Source organism: Carnobacterium sp. AT7, assembly GCF_000171855.1.
Classification (GTDB): domain Bacteria; phylum Bacillota; class Bacilli; order Lactobacillales; family Carnobacteriaceae; genus Carnobacterium_B; species Carnobacterium_B jeotgali.
This window is the reverse complement of sequence record NZ_ABHH01000008.1, coordinates 17,873-32,987: the sequence shown is the minus strand read 5'-3', so window position 1 is coordinate 32,987 and position 15,115 is coordinate 17,873. Positions and strand designations below refer to the sequence as shown.

The 15,115-nt window shown below is 35.0% G+C and carries 12 protein-coding genes and 1 pseudogene; 12 read left to right on the top strand and 1 reads right to left on the bottom strand.

Features of this window, described 5'->3' with window-relative positions:
• Window positions 1-112 precede the first annotated feature (112 nt).
• The 11 genes and pseudogenes from CAT7_RS04690 to CAT7_RS04640 all read left to right on the top strand — a co-directional run bounded on the left by CAT7_RS04690 (window position 113) and on the right by CAT7_RS04640 (window position 13,383).
• Window positions 113-1,051, top strand: a complete 939-nt coding sequence (locus CAT7_RS04690; protein WP_007722526.1) for a lactate/malate family dehydrogenase — start codon at window positions 113-115, stop codon at window positions 1,049-1,051.
• Between the two features lie 15 nt (window positions 1,052-1,066).
• Window positions 1,067-1,348, top strand: a complete 282-nt coding sequence (locus CAT7_RS04685) for a UPF0223 family protein (protein ID WP_007722525.1) — start codon at window positions 1,067-1,069, stop codon at window positions 1,346-1,348.
• Between the two features lie 59 nt (window positions 1,349-1,407).
• Complete coding sequence (locus tag CAT7_RS04680) at window positions 1,408-2,211, top strand: inositol monophosphatase family protein (RefSeq protein ID WP_155860438.1); 804 nt, start codon at window positions 1,408-1,410, stop codon at window positions 2,209-2,211.
• Window positions 2,212-2,465: 254 nt separating this feature from the next.
• Complete coding sequence (typA, locus tag CAT7_RS04675) at window positions 2,466-4,307, top strand: translational GTPase TypA (protein WP_007722523.1); 1,842 nt, start codon at window positions 2,466-2,468, stop codon at window positions 4,305-4,307.
• A 482-nt stretch (window positions 4,308-4,789) separates the two neighbouring features.
• A complete protein-coding gene (locus CAT7_RS04670) occupies window positions 4,790-5,959 on the top strand; it encodes an FtsW/RodA/SpoVE family cell cycle protein (RefSeq protein WP_007722522.1) in 1,170 nt (389 codons plus the stop codon).
• Window positions 5,960-6,061: 102 nt separating this feature from the next.
• Window positions 6,062-9,493: a pyruvate carboxylase gene (locus tag CAT7_RS04665; RefSeq protein WP_007722520.1), complete on the top strand. Its 3,432-nt coding sequence runs from the start codon at window positions 6,062-6,064 to the stop codon at window positions 9,491-9,493.
• Between the two features lie 98 nt (window positions 9,494-9,591).
• The gene (locus CAT7_RS04660; protein ID WP_007722518.1) at window positions 9,592-10,773 is read left to right on the top strand and encodes a CAP-associated domain-containing protein; all 1,182 of its coding nucleotides are present in this window, start codon (window positions 9,592-9,594) and stop codon (window positions 10,771-10,773) included.
• Between the two features lie 51 nt (window positions 10,774-10,824).
• On the top strand, window positions 10,825-11,136 hold the full coding sequence (locus tag CAT7_RS04655; RefSeq protein WP_007722517.1) for a YlbG family protein: 312 nt from the start codon (window positions 10,825-10,827) through the stop codon (window positions 11,134-11,136).
• Window positions 11,137-11,242: 106 nt separating this feature from the next.
• Window positions 11,243-11,818 (top strand): annotated as a pseudogene (rsmD, locus tag CAT7_RS04650) (16S rRNA (guanine(966)-N(2))-methyltransferase RsmD); the annotation flags it as partial.
• Window positions 11,811-12,296: a pantetheine-phosphate adenylyltransferase gene (gene coaD / locus CAT7_RS04645; protein ID WP_007722515.1), complete on the top strand. Its 486-nt coding sequence runs from the start codon at window positions 11,811-11,813 to the stop codon at window positions 12,294-12,296. The pseudogene rsmD and the gene coaD, both read left to right, overlap by 8 nt.
• Window positions 12,297-12,339: 43 nt before the next feature.
• A complete protein-coding gene (locus tag CAT7_RS04640) occupies window positions 12,340-13,383 on the top strand; it encodes a SepM family pheromone-processing serine protease (RefSeq protein WP_007722514.1) in 1,044 nt (347 codons plus the stop codon).
• Between the two features lie 74 nt (window positions 13,384-13,457).
• Here the strand turns inward: CAT7_RS04640 and CAT7_RS04635 are convergent, their stop codons facing one another.
• The gene (locus CAT7_RS04635) at window positions 13,458-14,204 is read right to left on the bottom strand and encodes a tryptophan-rich sensory protein (protein ID WP_007722513.1); all 747 of its coding nucleotides are present in this window, start codon (window positions 14,202-14,204) and stop codon (window positions 13,458-13,460) included.
• A gap of 147 nt (window positions 14,205-14,351) precedes the next feature.
• Between CAT7_RS04635 and CAT7_RS04630 the strand changes: the two genes are divergently transcribed.
• On the top strand, window positions 14,352-15,065 hold the full coding sequence (locus tag CAT7_RS04630) for a helix-hairpin-helix domain-containing protein (protein ID WP_007722511.1): 714 nt from the start codon (window positions 14,352-14,354) through the stop codon (window positions 15,063-15,065).
• Window positions 15,066-15,115 lie beyond the last annotated feature (50 nt).

Sequence of the window (15,115 nt, the reverse complement as noted above, 5' to 3'; positions counted from 1 at the left end):
ATTTCTAAAAAACAGTAGGTATCTTATTGCCACTTGAATGATGTATTTTGGTATACTAGTTAATAAAGCTCGCTAAACAACTAAAACGAAGCAAGGCACTGGGGGAGTAAAGATGAAAAGTGATGGAAAAATAATAGTAGTGGGATCGGATGATACTGCATATCAGCTTTGTTTGCTAAGTATGACCGCTTTACAATTGGAAGAAATTTATTTGTTTCCTTCTTCATCTCAACAAGATGACAAAGTCGATGATTTGCACTATGTTTCTGAATTGTTTTCTACGAACAAACTGAAAATTGCTACTGAGAAAGATTTTTCAGAAGCTAAAATGCTGATTTTAACGGCTAGAGAGACACGACTTGAAAATGAACCGGAATCTGAGTATATTAGAAGAAACATATTGTTGGTGCGTAAAATAGTTAATCGAATAATGGCTTCAGGGTTTAATGGACTTTTTTTAGTAGCAAATGAGATGAATGATTTATTTACATATTTAGTATGGAAATTTTCCGGCTTGCCTAAATCCAAAATATTTGGAATAGGGACTTACATCGATACGGTTTATTTTCAAAAATTATTGAGTGATACATTAGAAGTTTCTTTTTGTGATGTAAAAGGGTATATTATTGGAGGAAGAAAACCTACGCAAAAAATTGCAGCTTGGAGTCGTTCCAGCATTGGTGGGAATTCATTGCTAGGTTTAATCATGGACCCAAGTATTGCTATCAGTCAAGAAAATATGTTTGAGATTGAAGAAAAACTAAATAAACAGAATCTAACGAACGAGAATAGTGAATTAACAGTGACAACTGCGACCGCAGTGCTTAAATTAGTACAATTCATTTTAACTAATGAAAAAGCAGTGGTTCCTCTTGTTCATCTTATGGATATTGGAGAAATGAAAGATATCCCATTATCAGTGCCTGTATTATTGGGAGAAAGTGGAATAAGACAACTTGTTGGGTTGAACTTTTCTGATACAGAGCAAAAAGACTTGCTGACAATTGCTAAAGAAATTAGAACTCAGTTGGATTGGATAGAACAAGGCTAAAATATGGAGGGTAAAATGGATAAAAATTATAGTTATCCAATTGATTATGATTGGACAAAAGAACAAATGGAAAGTGTAGTAAATATTTGGCGCATGGTAGAATTGGCTTATGAAAAAGAAATTGACCGAGAAGAATTTTTAATGAAGTATAAAAAATTTAAACAAGTTATTCCTGCTATTGGAGAGGAAAAAAGATGGGGCAATAAGTTTGAAGCACTTTCAAATTACTCTCTTTACCGGGTAGTAAAAGAGGCGAAAACATCTACAAAAAAGAGAATCCACTTAATTGAAAGATAGACTATTTGTATTTTAGTTGATTTTATTGGTAGACTAAAACAAATTACTTTTGATAGGAAGTGAATTTTTTGAATCAATTTAAAGAAAGAAATCAACTGATAAAAGAATGGATTTATGAAGCTGCTGAAACAATCAAAAAATCATTTGATGCAGAATTAGATATTCAACAAAAATCAAATCGAAATGATTTAGTAACAAATATGGATAAAGCTATTGAAAAACACTTTATTGAAAAGATTCATCATTTTTTTCCTGGAGAACGGATTTTGGGAGAAGAAGGCTTTGGAGATGCTGTTCATAGTTTAGATGGAGTAGTATGGATTATTGATCCTATCGATGGGACACTGAATTTTATCAAACAACAGGATGACTTTGCTATTATGATAGCCGTTTATGAAAATGGAGAAGGTCAGTTAGGATACATCTATGATGTAATGCAAGACAAATTGTATGCTGCCCAAGTAGGTGAAGGAGCTTCCTGTAATGGAAAGCAACTCTCTCCTATTAAAGATACTTCTTTAAAAGAAGGACTTGTGGCTATCAGCAGTGCCCTTATGTCAGAAGAAACAGGTTTGGCTAGAACTGTTGGTAGAGCAAGTTCAGGTGTGCGATTAATCGGTTCAGCTGGTATCGAAACAGTTCATGTTGCTTCAGGACGTTTAGTCGCGTACTTGGCAGCCTCGCTAGCTCCGTGGGATATCGCTGCTGGTAAAGTAATTGCTGAAGAGGTAGGATTGGTTTACACAAAGTTAAATGGGGATAAAATCGATTTATTGCAAAAAAACCCTTCATTAGTTGCCACTCCTACAGCACATCAGGAAATCGTTGATTTGTTAAATTCAAATGGGAAAAGTTATATGTGAATTACTTAATGAATAAATCGCTTTCAGTAAAAAAGTTGCAGTTATCCCGTCTTTTTTCTTTTCAAATGGATATTTAAGTGTTAGAATAGACAAGTTGATAGTTGTCTTCATAAGTTTTCAATGCGTTTTCATCAAAGAATTGCAAAAAACTTATGGATAGTTCAAGTGCAGAAAAGTATTGAACAATTTTTTTATTCGTAGATAGCGATTCAGTAGCATTGAAATAATAAGAAGAATCTTGGAGGAATACATTAATGAAAAGAAGAGAAAACCTTAGAAACGTAGCCATAATTGCCCATGTCGACCATGGTAAAACAACACTAGTTGATGAGCTATTAAAACAATCAGATACATTAGATGCACGTAATCAAATGGGTGAACGTGCAATGGATTCAAATGCAATCGAACAAGAACGTGGAATTACAATTTTAGCTAAAAACACAGCTGTTAAATACAAAGACACTAATATCAACATCTTGGACACACCAGGACATGCTGACTTTGGTGGAGAAGTTGAACGTATTATGAAAATGGTTGATGGTGTAGTTTTAGTTGTCGATTCTTATGAAGGAACAATGCCTCAAACACGTTTTGTATTGAAAAAAGCTTTGGAACAAAATGTTGTTCCTATCGTTGTTGTAAATAAAATCGATAAAGATTCAGCTCGTCCTGCAGAAGTAGTTGACGAAGTGTTAGAATTATTTATTGAATTAGGTGCAAATGATGATCAATTAGATTTCCCAGTTATTTACGCTTCAGCAATGAACGGAACAACTAGTTTATCAGATGACAAAAATGATCAAGAACCAACAATGGATTACATCTTTGATACAATTATTAAAGAAATCCCAGCTCCAATCGATAATTCTGAAGAGCCTTTACAATTCCAAGTATCATTATTAGATTATAATGACTATGTTGGACGTATTGGTATCGGACGTGTATTCCGTGGAACAATCAAAGTTGGAGATTCTGTAACATTGAGTAAATTAGACGGATCAACTAAAAACTTCCGTGTAACAAAACTTTTCGGATTCTTTGGATTAGATCGTATCGAAATTCAAGAAGCTAAAGCAGGAGATTTAATTGCTGTTTCAGGTATGGAAGATATCTTTGTTGGAGAAACGGTTACACCAGTTGACCACGTTGATCCATTACCAATTCTTCATATTGACGAACCAACATTACAAATGACTTTCTTAGTAAACAATTCTCCTTTCGCAGGTCGCGAAGGTAAATGGGTAACTTCACGTAAAATTGAAGAACGTTTAATGTCAGAATTGCATACCGATGTTTCATTACGTATTGATCCTACTGATTCTCCAGATGCATGGATCGTTTCAGGTCGTGGAGAATTGCATTTAGCAATCCTTATTGAAAACATGCGTCGTGAAGGTTACGAATTGCAAGTTTCTCGTCCAGAAGTTATCTTAAAAGACTTTAATGGTGTTCAATGTGAACCGTTTGAATTAGTTCAAATTGATACTCCAGAAGAATACATGGGTTCAATTATTGAATCTTTAAGCGCTCGTAAAGGTGAAATGACAGACATGGTTAATAATGGGAATGGCCAAGTTAAATTGACATTCTTAGCACCAGCTCGTGGATTAATCGGATATTCTACTGAATTCCTTTCAATGACTCGCGGATACGGAATCATGAACCACACATTTGATCAATACTTGCCACGTTTAAAAGTTAAAATTGGTGGCCGTCGTAATGGAGCTTTAGTTTCAACTGAAACGGGTAAAACTACAACTTACGGTATCATGGGTGTTGAAGACCGTGGAACGATCTTCATTGAACCATCTACTGAAATTTATGAAGGAATGATCGTTGGAGAAAACTCTCGTGAAAATGACATTACTGTTAACATCACGAAAGCTAAACAAAAAACTAACGTCCGTTCTGCTAATAAAGACCAAACTAACGTAATCAAAGCACCTCGTCATTTAACACTTGAAGAATCATTAGAATTCTTAGGTGATGATGAGTATTGTGAAATTACACCTGAAAGTGTTCGTTTACGTAAACAAGTCTTAAACAAAAACGAACGTGAAAAATCTGCTAAGAAAAACAAAGCTTCACAAAACTAAAAATTAAAAGACAGTTTTCCAAAAGTGGCTAACCCCTTTTGGAAAACTGTCTTTTTTTTATGGCTCTTCGTCAAATAGTGTGGCTGCTTCAAAAAATTCTTTCAGAATAGCAGGATTTGCTTGTAAGAGCCCTGGTACCGTCTTAAGCCTCAAACACAGCTTAATCGCTAAAGCGTTAAATCTGTGTCATTCACATTGAATACTTTACAGGGCTACAAGCAATCCTATTCCTCCAGAAGTGTTAAGCATGAACTAAATTCATCTATCCACACTAAAAAGTATAGAGCCTTTTTTATCGGAATTCTCCATTAAATAGGCCATTAGGTTAAATTAGCACCCTTTGTTATTGTTGGATAGATATTTTGTTGCTATAATAACAGTGTTGCAGAAATTTTCATGGGTTACGAATAACTTAGTGTGTAACCAATACATGAATAAAATCAAAGAATAAGGGAGGCTAAAGGCTTCTTTTAGCCGCAAATATGAAAAAATTTAAATATCTTGATTACTATATTTTCATCCCTTATTTAGTTTTATCTATCATAGGGATTTTGATGGTATACAGTGCTAGTAGTTATATTGCTATAAATCAATACAATAATTCTCAATATTATTTTACTAGACAAGCCTTCTTTGTTGTGTTGGGTTTAATTACATGCTTGTTTGTTTTTTTATTCAAATATAAGCTATTAAAAAATAAACGTTTTTTAATTGTTGCTAGTGGGGTTATTGCACTGCTGTTGGTCTACTTGTTTTTCTTTGGTACAGTAACAAAAGGAGCAAAAGGTTGGATTTATATTTTGGGGTTTGGTTTTCAACCAGCTGAATTTGCAAAGATAGTTGTTATTTGGTATTTTGCTTATATTTTTTCTAAAAAGCAAAATCAGCTAGTACACAACTTTAAAGAAACGGTAACACCACCGTTAACACTGTTTGGTTTTTATATATTGTTAATTATTTTGCAACCCGATGTAGGTGGGGCAGCTATTTTACTCGTTACTGGAACGATTATGATTTTAGCAAGTGGGGTTTCTACAAAATTAGCAGCTGCTGTTGGAACAGTAGGAGTGGCTTTAATTGGAGGAATACTTGGGCTTGTGCGTGTATTTGGAATGAGTTTACCATTCCTTGAAGAGTATCAATACGATCGCTTTTTAGCTTTTTGGGATCCCTTTGCTGTTTCGGAAAGTGCTGGGCTTCAATTAGTCAATTCTTATTATGCATTAAAGCGCGGGGGTATTTTTGGAGTAGGAATAGGGGAAAGTATTCAAAAAACTGGTTATTTGCCAGAACCCTATACAGATTTTATTATGTCTATCATTGGAGAAGAATTAGGATTATTTGGTGTTTTCCTTATTGTTGGGTTATTCGGATTATTGATTCTACGTATTTATCTAGTCGGTATTCGTGCAAAAGATTCTTTTGGATCGCTTATTTGTATTGGAATTGCTACTATGTTATTAGTTCAAGGATTAGTCAATTTAGGCGGAGTTATCGGCTTGATGCCCATAACGGGAGTGACTTTTCCATTCATTAGTTATGGAGGGTCAAGTACGATTGTATTGACTATTTCAATTGGCTTAGTACTAAACGTAAGTGCAATAGATAAAAAGAATAGGCAACAAGAGTTAGAAAGAAAGCAATCTAAATAAAATAACGTTAAAAAATAGTTAGTGTGTCAATTTTCTTAAATGTAAATAAGCTTAAAAAGCCTGTTAAGCGGGTAATGAAATACAAGGATTAGGAGTGAGAAAGTGAAAAAAGTATTAGTAGCTAACCGCGGTGAAATCGCGATTCGTATTTTTAGAGCTTTAACAGAATTAACAATTGAAACGGTAGCAGTCTATGCACAAGAAGATGAAGGTGCCGTTCATCGTTTTAAAGCCGATGAAGCTTATTTAGTAGGAAAAGGAAAGAAACCAATCGATGCTTATTTAGACATTGAAGACTTGATTCGTATCGCAAAAGATTCAGGAGCAGATGCCATTCATCCAGGATACGGTTTTTTATCTGAAAACATTGATTTTGCTAGACGTTGTGAAGAAGAAGGCATTATTTTTATTGGTCCAAAATTGCATCATTTAGATATTTTCGGAGATAAAATAAAAGCTAAAGAAGCAGCTATTGCGGCTGGAATTCAATCTATTCCAGGGTCGGATGGTCCTGTGGCTGATTTAGAAGGTGTTAAAGCCTTTGGAAAACAATACGGATATCCTATTATTATCAAAGCGGCTCTTGGTGGAGGCGGACGCGGAATGCGTGTTGCCAAAACAGAAGCTGATGTGAAAGATAGTTTTGAAAGAGCACAAAGTGAAGCTAAAGCTGCATTTGGTAGTGGTGAGATTTATGTCGAACGTTATATACAAGATCCAAAACATATCGAAGTTCAAATTTTAGGAGATACTCACGGCAATATCGTTCATTTATATGAAAGAGATTGTTCTGTGCAACGTCGTCATCAAAAAGTTGTTGAGGTAGCACCGTGTGTTTCTATTTCAGATGAACTAAGAATGAAAATGTGTGAATCAGCTGTTCAATTGATGGAGCATGTTGGGTATGTAAATGCTGGAACTGTCGAGTTTCTATTAGAAGGCGAAAACTTTTACTTTATTGAAGTGAATCCTCGTGTTCAAGTTGAACACACGATTACTGAAATGATCACTGGAATCGATATCGTTCAAGCACAAATATTAATCGCTCAAGGCAAAGACTTGCACAAAGATATTCATATCCCACAACAAAAGGATATTCCGTTAATCGGCGCAGCCATCCAATGTCGTATCACAACTGAAGACCCTATGAATAATTTCCTGCCAGATACAGGTAAAATCAATACGTACCGTTCTCCAGGTGGATTTGGTATTCGTTTGGATTCAGGAAATGGATTTCAGGGAACTGTTGTAACGCCTTTCTTTGATTCGTTGCTGGTTAAACTTTGTGTCCAAGCATCAACATTTGAATTAGCTGTTCAAAAAATGGCTCGTTCATTAAAAGAATTCCGTATTCGTGGTGTGAAAACGAATATTCCATTCATGCAAAATGTAATTTCTCATCCAGTGTTCTTATCTGGGCAAGCCAAAACAACTTTTATTGATACTACACCTGAGTTGTTTAAGTTTTCTAAGGTTAGAGACCGTGGAAATAAAACGATGCATTATATTGGAAATATTACTGTCAATGGATTTCCAGGAATTGAAAAAAGAGATAAAAAATTCTTTGAGCCAGCAAGAAAACCAGCTAAATTAGTGTTGTTAAATAATGATTATGAAAGTGCAAAAAATATACTAGATAAAAATGGTGCAGATGCAGTAGTCGAGTGGATCAAAAGCAAGAATGAAGTGTTGTTGACGGATACGACGTTCAGAGATGCTCATCAGAGTTTATTAGCTACTCGTGTGCGAACACAAGACTTCTTAAACATTGCTGAAGAGACGCAAAAAGGAATTCCACAATTATTTTCTTCAGAGATGTGGGGTGGAGCGACTTTCGACGTAGCTTACCGTTTTTTAAATGAAGATCCGTGGGAAAGATTAGAAAAATTGCGTAAAAAAATGCCGAACACGTTATTTCAAATGTTGTTTAGAGGCTCAAATGCGGTTGGATACCAGAATTATCCAGATAATGTTATTGAAGCATTTATCCAAAAAGCAGCTCAAAATGGCATAGATGTATTCCGTATTTTTGACAGTTTGAACTGGATTCAACAAATGGAAAAAAGCATTCAAAGTGTTCGTGACAATGGCAAGATTGCTGAAGCAACTATTTGCTATACTGGAGACATCAATGACCCTTCAAGAGACAAATATACAGTAGAATACTACAAAGATATGGCCAAAGAATTGGAAAACCAAGGAGCTCATATTATTGCAGTAAAAGATATGTCAGGAATATTAATGCCTCAAGCTGCTTATCGACTGATTAGTGAATTAAAAGAGACAGTAAATGTCCCAATTCACTTGCATACGCATGATACGAGTGGAAATGGTATCTTTACCTATGCGGCAGCTGTAAAAGCTGGTGTGGACATTGTAGATGTGGCTATGAGTGCTATGAGTGGAGCAACTAGCCAACCTAGCATGAATAGTTTGTATTATGCATTGCTAAATGCGGATAGAGCTCCTGATATCAACATTAATAATGTTCAACAAATCAATCACTACTGGGAAGATGTTCGTTCGCTTTACAGTGATTTTGAAGTAGGTATCAGTGCACCTTCGACTGAAGTCTATCAACATGAGATGCCAGGTGGACAATACACTAATCTACAACAACAAGCTAAAGCCATCGGTCTAGCTGAACAATGGGATGAAATCAAAGGGATGTATGCGACGGTTAATAAAATGTTTGGCGATATCGTTAAAGTAACGCCTTCATCAAAAGTCGTTGGAGACATGGCCTTGTTTATGGTTCAAAACAAACTTTCAGAAGAAGATGTTTATGAAAAAGGCATGACTATTGATTTCCCTGAATCGGTTATCAGTTTATTTATGGGAGACTTAGGTCAACCGACAGGCGGTTTTCCTGAAAAACTGCAACGCATTGTTTTAAAAGGCAAAGAGCCCATCACCGTTCGTCCTGGTAGTTTAGCTAAACCAGTTGATTTTAATGAGGTTAAAAAAGAATTAGCTGAAAAAATAGAAGCAGAGCCAACAGAAGAAGATGTTCTTAGTTACATCATGTATCCGCAAGTATTCTTGGAGTATCGAAACAATCTTGAAACTTTTGGTGAGGTAACATTGTTAGATACGATGACATTTTTCCACGGTATGCGTACGGGTGAATCGATCGAAGTACAAATTGAAAAAGGAAAAACCTTGATTATAAAACTGAATCAAATAGGCGAACCTAATTCTGAAGGTATGCGTATTTTGTACTTCGATTTAAACGGCCAGGGTAGAGAAGTAGTCGTAAAAGATTACAGTATTACAAGTACAAAAGCTGTTCGTAAAAAAGCAGAGCCGACTAATAAAGAACATGTTGGTGCTACTATGCCAGGTTCTGTCTTAGATGTATTAGTTCAAAAAGGAGAACGAGTAACTCTGGGACAACCAATCATTATAACGGAAGCCATGAAAATGGAAACAACTATTAAAGCAAATGTGGAAGGAATCATTGATCAAATTTACGTTACTAATGATGATGTTATTGAAACAGGAGATTTATTAATTGAGATAAAAGTTAAATAAATCTTAAGTAGACTAATGGACTATAAAAGCTGACTTGTTAAAATAGAAGAAATTGTAGTTTAGAATACTTTAGCTACCAAATTGAGGAGGCTAAATGAGTGAAGACCTTTTTAAGAGCCTTGCCTTTGGTTATTATTATGCTGTGTGCCACTTACTGGCTACCAGAAATTATTTCCAAAAATCCAGCTGATATTATCACGCCAAAAGAAGAAAGTGAATCGATTCAATCGGATTCTTTTGACTATCAAACAACGGATTTAAAGCCTGAACAACTGCCAATTTCAGGTTTAGGCAGTTATATAGGGCAAAAAGTCGAAAATTTCACCGGAAAGTTTGGTGAGCCAAGTCGAAAAGATCCGACTAGTTACGATGAGGAACAGTGGATTTTTGGGGAAGATGAAACGGACTATATTCAATTAGGAGTAAAAAACGGCGTAATCACGAATTTATTTGCATTGGGATCTAATTTAGATGTTGCGCCCTTTAAAATTGGCATGTCTATTACAGAGGTATTTCAAATTGCTAGTTTTTATCCAACTTATACTGTAGAGAGCCAAGATGAGCAAGTGACTTTGGAATTAACAGAAAGAGATTTGAACTATCGACCGCTCATTGCTTTTGATAATCAAACATTTGCGGTATTAATGATGGATCGTTCGACAAACAATATTACTGCAGTTCGCTATTTGGATGCTGCATCTTTACTTCAGTTAGGCGTATATGATAATGGTTCTGTAGCCAGTAAAAACGCTGCTATTAAAATGGATGAAGCAAAGCAACAAGCAATTAGTGAAGCCAATAAAAATCAAGTATATGAGATAGTAAATATCTTGCGTCAAAGGTATGAGCTGCCTGCTTTGAGTCAAAGTGATGCTTTATCTGAAGTTGCTCAAAACATCTTTGTTGATCATGAAGCGCAGCTGTCTCGTCAAACAGAAGAAAGCAACTCTGCTGAATCGACAAGTTCTAGTGAACCTGAAACGAGTGATTCTGCTTCTATTGAAACATTTATCCTTGAAGATGAACGTGCACCTAATCAAGATAAAGTAGATCAAGAGATTCAATCGCTCACTAGTGACCAAATAGAACTCACTTTACAAGAAACCGATTTGAAACTAAATGAAGTTCGGGTTTTGTATTCAAATCAGAAAACGGATATGACTTGGTTGGTAACAAATTGGTTCACACTTGAAACTGAACGGAATTTTCTAATGGATGAAAAAATGGTAGAGATTGGCATAGCGTATCGTGATGAGGATATCTTACTCATTCTTCATTAAAAAATAGGTTTAGTCTAAAGAATAAAAGTTTAATAAAAGAGGAGGGAAGATATGGAGTTAGCCACAAATGAAAGACAAGGAATCATTGTTTGGGTATACAGTCTAAGACACTTTAAAACACTTAAACGTTTTGGGTTGATTCATTATGCTTCTCGGAGAATGAAATATGTTGTGATGTATATTAATCAAGCGGATGTAGAAATGACACAAAAAAAGCTAGCAGAACTTCATTTTGTTCGAAAAGTAGAATTGTCATACAGACCCTTTATTAATTTGGATTTTAAAGATTTTTTTGGAAAAGAAAACAAAAGTGCTAGTAAAGAGCAGAGTGAAGATAGCGATTCTAAAGAAACCGTTTTTTAATCATAAATGCTAAACAAATCGATAGATACATCGGTTTGTTTAGCATTTAGTTTTATGGAAGATGTTTCTGTTTAAATCGGTAAATTGAAAAACGAAAGGAAGTTTAAAGATGCGAATTATTACAGGTGAATACGGAGGCAGAAAATTAAAGGCTGTTCCTGGAAACAATACGAGACCAACGACGGATAAAGTGAAAGAATCTATCTTTAATATCATTGGTCCTTATTTTGACGGCGGAGTTTGTTTGGATTTATTTGCTGGAAGTGGCGGATTGGCTATCGAAGCTGTTTCTCGTGGGATGGAAAAAGCAGTGTTAATTGATCAAGATCCGCTAGCTATTAAAACAATCAAAGAAAATATTAGTGTAACAAAAGAAGCGGACAAATTTGATGTTTATCGTAACGATGCCAATCGTGCAATTACATTATTAAAAGGAAATAAAAAATTCGATCTTTTATTTTTAGATCCTCCATACGCTAAGCAAGAAATTGAAAAGCAAATTGAAAAAATAATTGATTCTGAATTATTAAATGATAAAGCGATTATCATTTGTGAGTTAGATAAACGTACACAATTGAAAGAGGTTATTGGAGCAGCAACTGTTTTTAGACAAGAATTTTATGGAGCAAGTCAGATTGTTATGTATGAATATAACAGTGAAGAGGAGGAAACAAATGGATAAAATAGCTTTGTTTCCCGGGAGTTTTGACCCTTTTACCAATGGTCATTTAGACACTGTCGAAAGAGCGTCAAAGTTATTTGATCAAGTTGTAATAGCCGTTGCAACTAATTCAACTAAAAATGCATTGTTTTCTTTAGAAGAAAAAATCACGTTTATAAAAAAAGCAGTCGAACACATTGAAAATGTCAGTGTAACCGAGCATAGTGGTGGGCTAACAGTTAATCTAGCAAAGAAAATCGGTGCGGTAACTTTATTAAGAGGATTGCGGAACAATGCGGACTTTGAGTATGAATCGACGATTGCAACAATGAATAAAATTCAACATAAGGATATTGAAACGATGTTTTTAATGTCAAATGAGAAATACCGTTTCTTAAGTTCAAGCTTAATTAAAGAAGTAGCGATGTTCGGAGGAGATGTTTCTAGTCTTGTTCCAGCGGGTGTTAATGAAGCCATAAAAATAAAATACCAAAAATAAACGCAAATGATGGATAAATTTATGCATACAGAGGGTGAATGGAATGAACGCTAAGGGAAAAAAGAAACGGAAAGACCTGTTTATTTTACTAATTGTCGTGATTCTTTTAGGAATACTTGTGCCAATTCCTTATTATATAGAAGGACCTGGCTCGGCGGTTCAGCTAAACGAATTAGTAAAAGTCAATAATAAAACAGATCAAGAAGCTGGTCATTTTATGTTGACGACAGTTGCTATTCGCAGAGCTACTCCATTGACGTATTTTATGAGATACTTGCCTTTTCATGAAGGGCTAACCAAAGAAGAGCTTTATGGAACAGGCACTTCTGATGCAGAATATACAAATTTGCAACATTATTATATGACTAGTTCCATTAATTCAGCTATTGAATTAGCCTATGATGCAGCTGAAGAATCCTATCAGCTGAGTTACAATGGAGTTTATATTATGTCAATTTTAGAAGGTTCTGATTTTGACGATAAGTTAGAAGTTGGGGATACCATTCTTTCGCTTGATGGGCAAACGTTTGCTAGTTCTGCTGAATTTATTGATTATGTTCAACAACAAAGCATTGATCAAAAAATTGAAGTAGCCTATGAGCGCGATGGTAAAAAACACACAACATCAGGTAAATTGATGGAAATGCCCGAAACTAAAAAAGCGGGTTTAGGTATTTCTTTAGTAGACAACACTTCAATTGAAACAGATATCCCGGTAGCTATAGATGCTGGAGAAATTGGAGGCCCGTCAGCTGGTTTTATGTTTGCTTTACAGATATATACACAATTAACTGGTGAAGATTTGCGCGATGGTCATGAAATTGCGGGTACAGGAACGATAGCACCAGATGGAACAATAGGTCGCATTGGTGGAATTGATAAAAAAGTTGTAGCAGCTAGCAAAGAAGGCGCATCAATCTTTTTTGCACCAGATGATACCATTGATCCAGTGATTCAAGCCAATTACCCTGATATGACTTCTAACTATCAAGAAGCCCTCAAAGCGGCAAAAAAAATTGATACAAAAATGAAAATAGTTCCTGTTAAAACATTTCAAGATGCAATTGATTATTTAGAAGGCTTATAATCCCATAAAATGAAATGAACGAATAAGAAAAAAGGCTAGGACGAAAAAATGTCCTAGCCTTTTTTTGTGAATTTTTAAAAATGATATGGATTTTTTTTAGTTGTTCCACGATTAATGACGAATGAAGCAATGATTCCTATCAAAAGGATAACAGCTAAAACAATTGTGACCAATGCGATTAAACGGTGATCAGGCAAGTTTTTTGTAAATATCCCATACATTGCCCAAACAAATACTAATACAATAGCCCAATCTTTTAAATAAAAAATAATTCCTAATCCCACCAGAGTGGTCAAACCTAAGAGTGCATAGGTTAATACTGTTTGAATGCTTGTTTCAATTCCAACGCTAGCAACTAACCAATAACTGAAATTTGTGATTGTAGCAACGATAATCCATCCTAAGTAAAGTGAAATAGGAATGAGATAGAGCATGGAAGAAGAAGCTTTTTTTTGAGCTTGATATAAAAAGATAAGCGCTAGAAGCAGTAAGAAGATAATAATAAAAGCAATACCGTCTAAAAGAAAATGCCAAACTAAAATCCAACTCGTATTAAGTAAACAAGTTAATAAAAATCCCCAGTATTGTGAAGGACTTAAAGTTTGCTTTTTAAAACTAACACTTAACAGCCATAACAACAGCGCTAAGTAAATGACTCCCCAAATGCTAAAAATGAATCCCGCTGGAGTAAAAAACACATCATGCATATCTGAGATTTCACCCGTTTGGTAACCGTTTATTGGGAGAATGTTCGCTAAAGCGTTTACAGCAATCATGAGTACATAAGCTGCATAGAGTACAATTTGTTTTCCGATAGTCATCTCGTCACCCCTTATTTAATAGTGTTCTTTAATCTACTCAACCATACTACAATTTTGTAAAAAAATAAATTAAAGCGACTGTTTAAAAGAAAATAAGCTTTTTTACGCATAGTATTTATAGAAGGACTCGAAAAGGAGTGTAAGGGGATGTTGAAAACTAGCAAAGAATGGTTTGTCAAAAAAAGATTACTGATTGAAATAGGTCTGCTTGTTTGTTTGATTCTCAGTATAGTAGGGGTTAGTTTTCTATTTTTTAAAGATGCAAAAGCAGTCGAAGAACCTTCAACTATGATGAGTTATTTGGCAAGTGAAAATAAAAGTTCAAAAAATTCGATTCAAATGGAACAAAGTTCTGAAAGTCTCATAGATAAAATGTATGTTGATGTCAAAGGAGCCGTATACTTTCCTGGGGTGTATGAAGTGACAAGTGATATGCGATTGATTGATGCGATTAAACTAGCTGGTGGATTTAGTGAGAAAGCCAATCAGAATCCAGTTAACTTATCATTGAAATTAACAGATCAAATGGTCATATTCATTTCAGAAGTCGGAACAGAAGAATCAGAAGAAACAAATGAAGCAGTCAAAGAACCTTCAGCAGCTGTTATTGAAGAAACTGTGATTACGCTACCTAAAGAAAGTGAGGGAAATACAAATGCTACAAAAGTGAATATCAATCTTGCAGACGCTATCGAATTGCAGCAATTATCTGGAATAGGTGAAAAAAAAGCAGAACAAATCGTACTTTATAGACAAGAAAATGGTTCTTTTCAAACAATTGAAGATTTGAAAAATGTGTCCGGTATTGGAGAAAAAACTTTTGAAGCATTAAAAGCGAGTGTGACAGTGGGCAGTGACTAAAAAGAGCAGAAATAAAAATGAAGTGTTGAAAGTCTTAATGGCCTTTTGTA

Excerpts from the sequence above, each read along its gene's own strand:
- coaD (WP_007722515.1), top strand. The coding sequence starts at position 11,811 with ATGGATAAAATAGCTTTGTTTCCCGGGAGTTTTGACCCTTTTACCAAT.
- CAT7_RS04655 (WP_007722517.1), top strand. The coding sequence starts at position 10,825 with ATGGAGTTAGCCACAAATGAAAGACAAGGAATCATTGTTTGGGTATAC.
- CAT7_RS04640 (WP_007722514.1), top strand. The coding sequence starts at position 12,340 with ATGAACGCTAAGGGAAAAAAGAAACGGAAAGACCTGTTTATTTTACTA.
- typA (WP_007722523.1), top strand. The coding sequence starts at position 2,466 with ATGAAAAGAAGAGAAAACCTTAGAAACGTAGCCATAATTGCCCATGTC.
- CAT7_RS04685 (WP_007722525.1), top strand. The coding sequence starts at position 1,067 with ATGGATAAAAATTATAGTTATCCAATTGATTATGATTGGACAAAAGAA.
- CAT7_RS04630 (WP_007722511.1), top strand. The coding sequence starts at position 14,352 with ATGTTGAAAACTAGCAAAGAATGGTTTGTCAAAAAAAGATTACTGATT.
- CAT7_RS04635 (WP_007722513.1), bottom strand. The coding sequence starts at position 14,204 with ATGACTATCGGAAAACAAATTGTACTCTATGCAGCTTATGTACTCATG.
- CAT7_RS04690 (WP_007722526.1), top strand. The coding sequence starts at position 113 with ATGAAAAGTGATGGAAAAATAATAGTAGTGGGATCGGATGATACTGCA.
- CAT7_RS04670 (WP_007722522.1), top strand. The coding sequence starts at position 4,790 with ATGAAAAAATTTAAATATCTTGATTACTATATTTTCATCCCTTATTTA.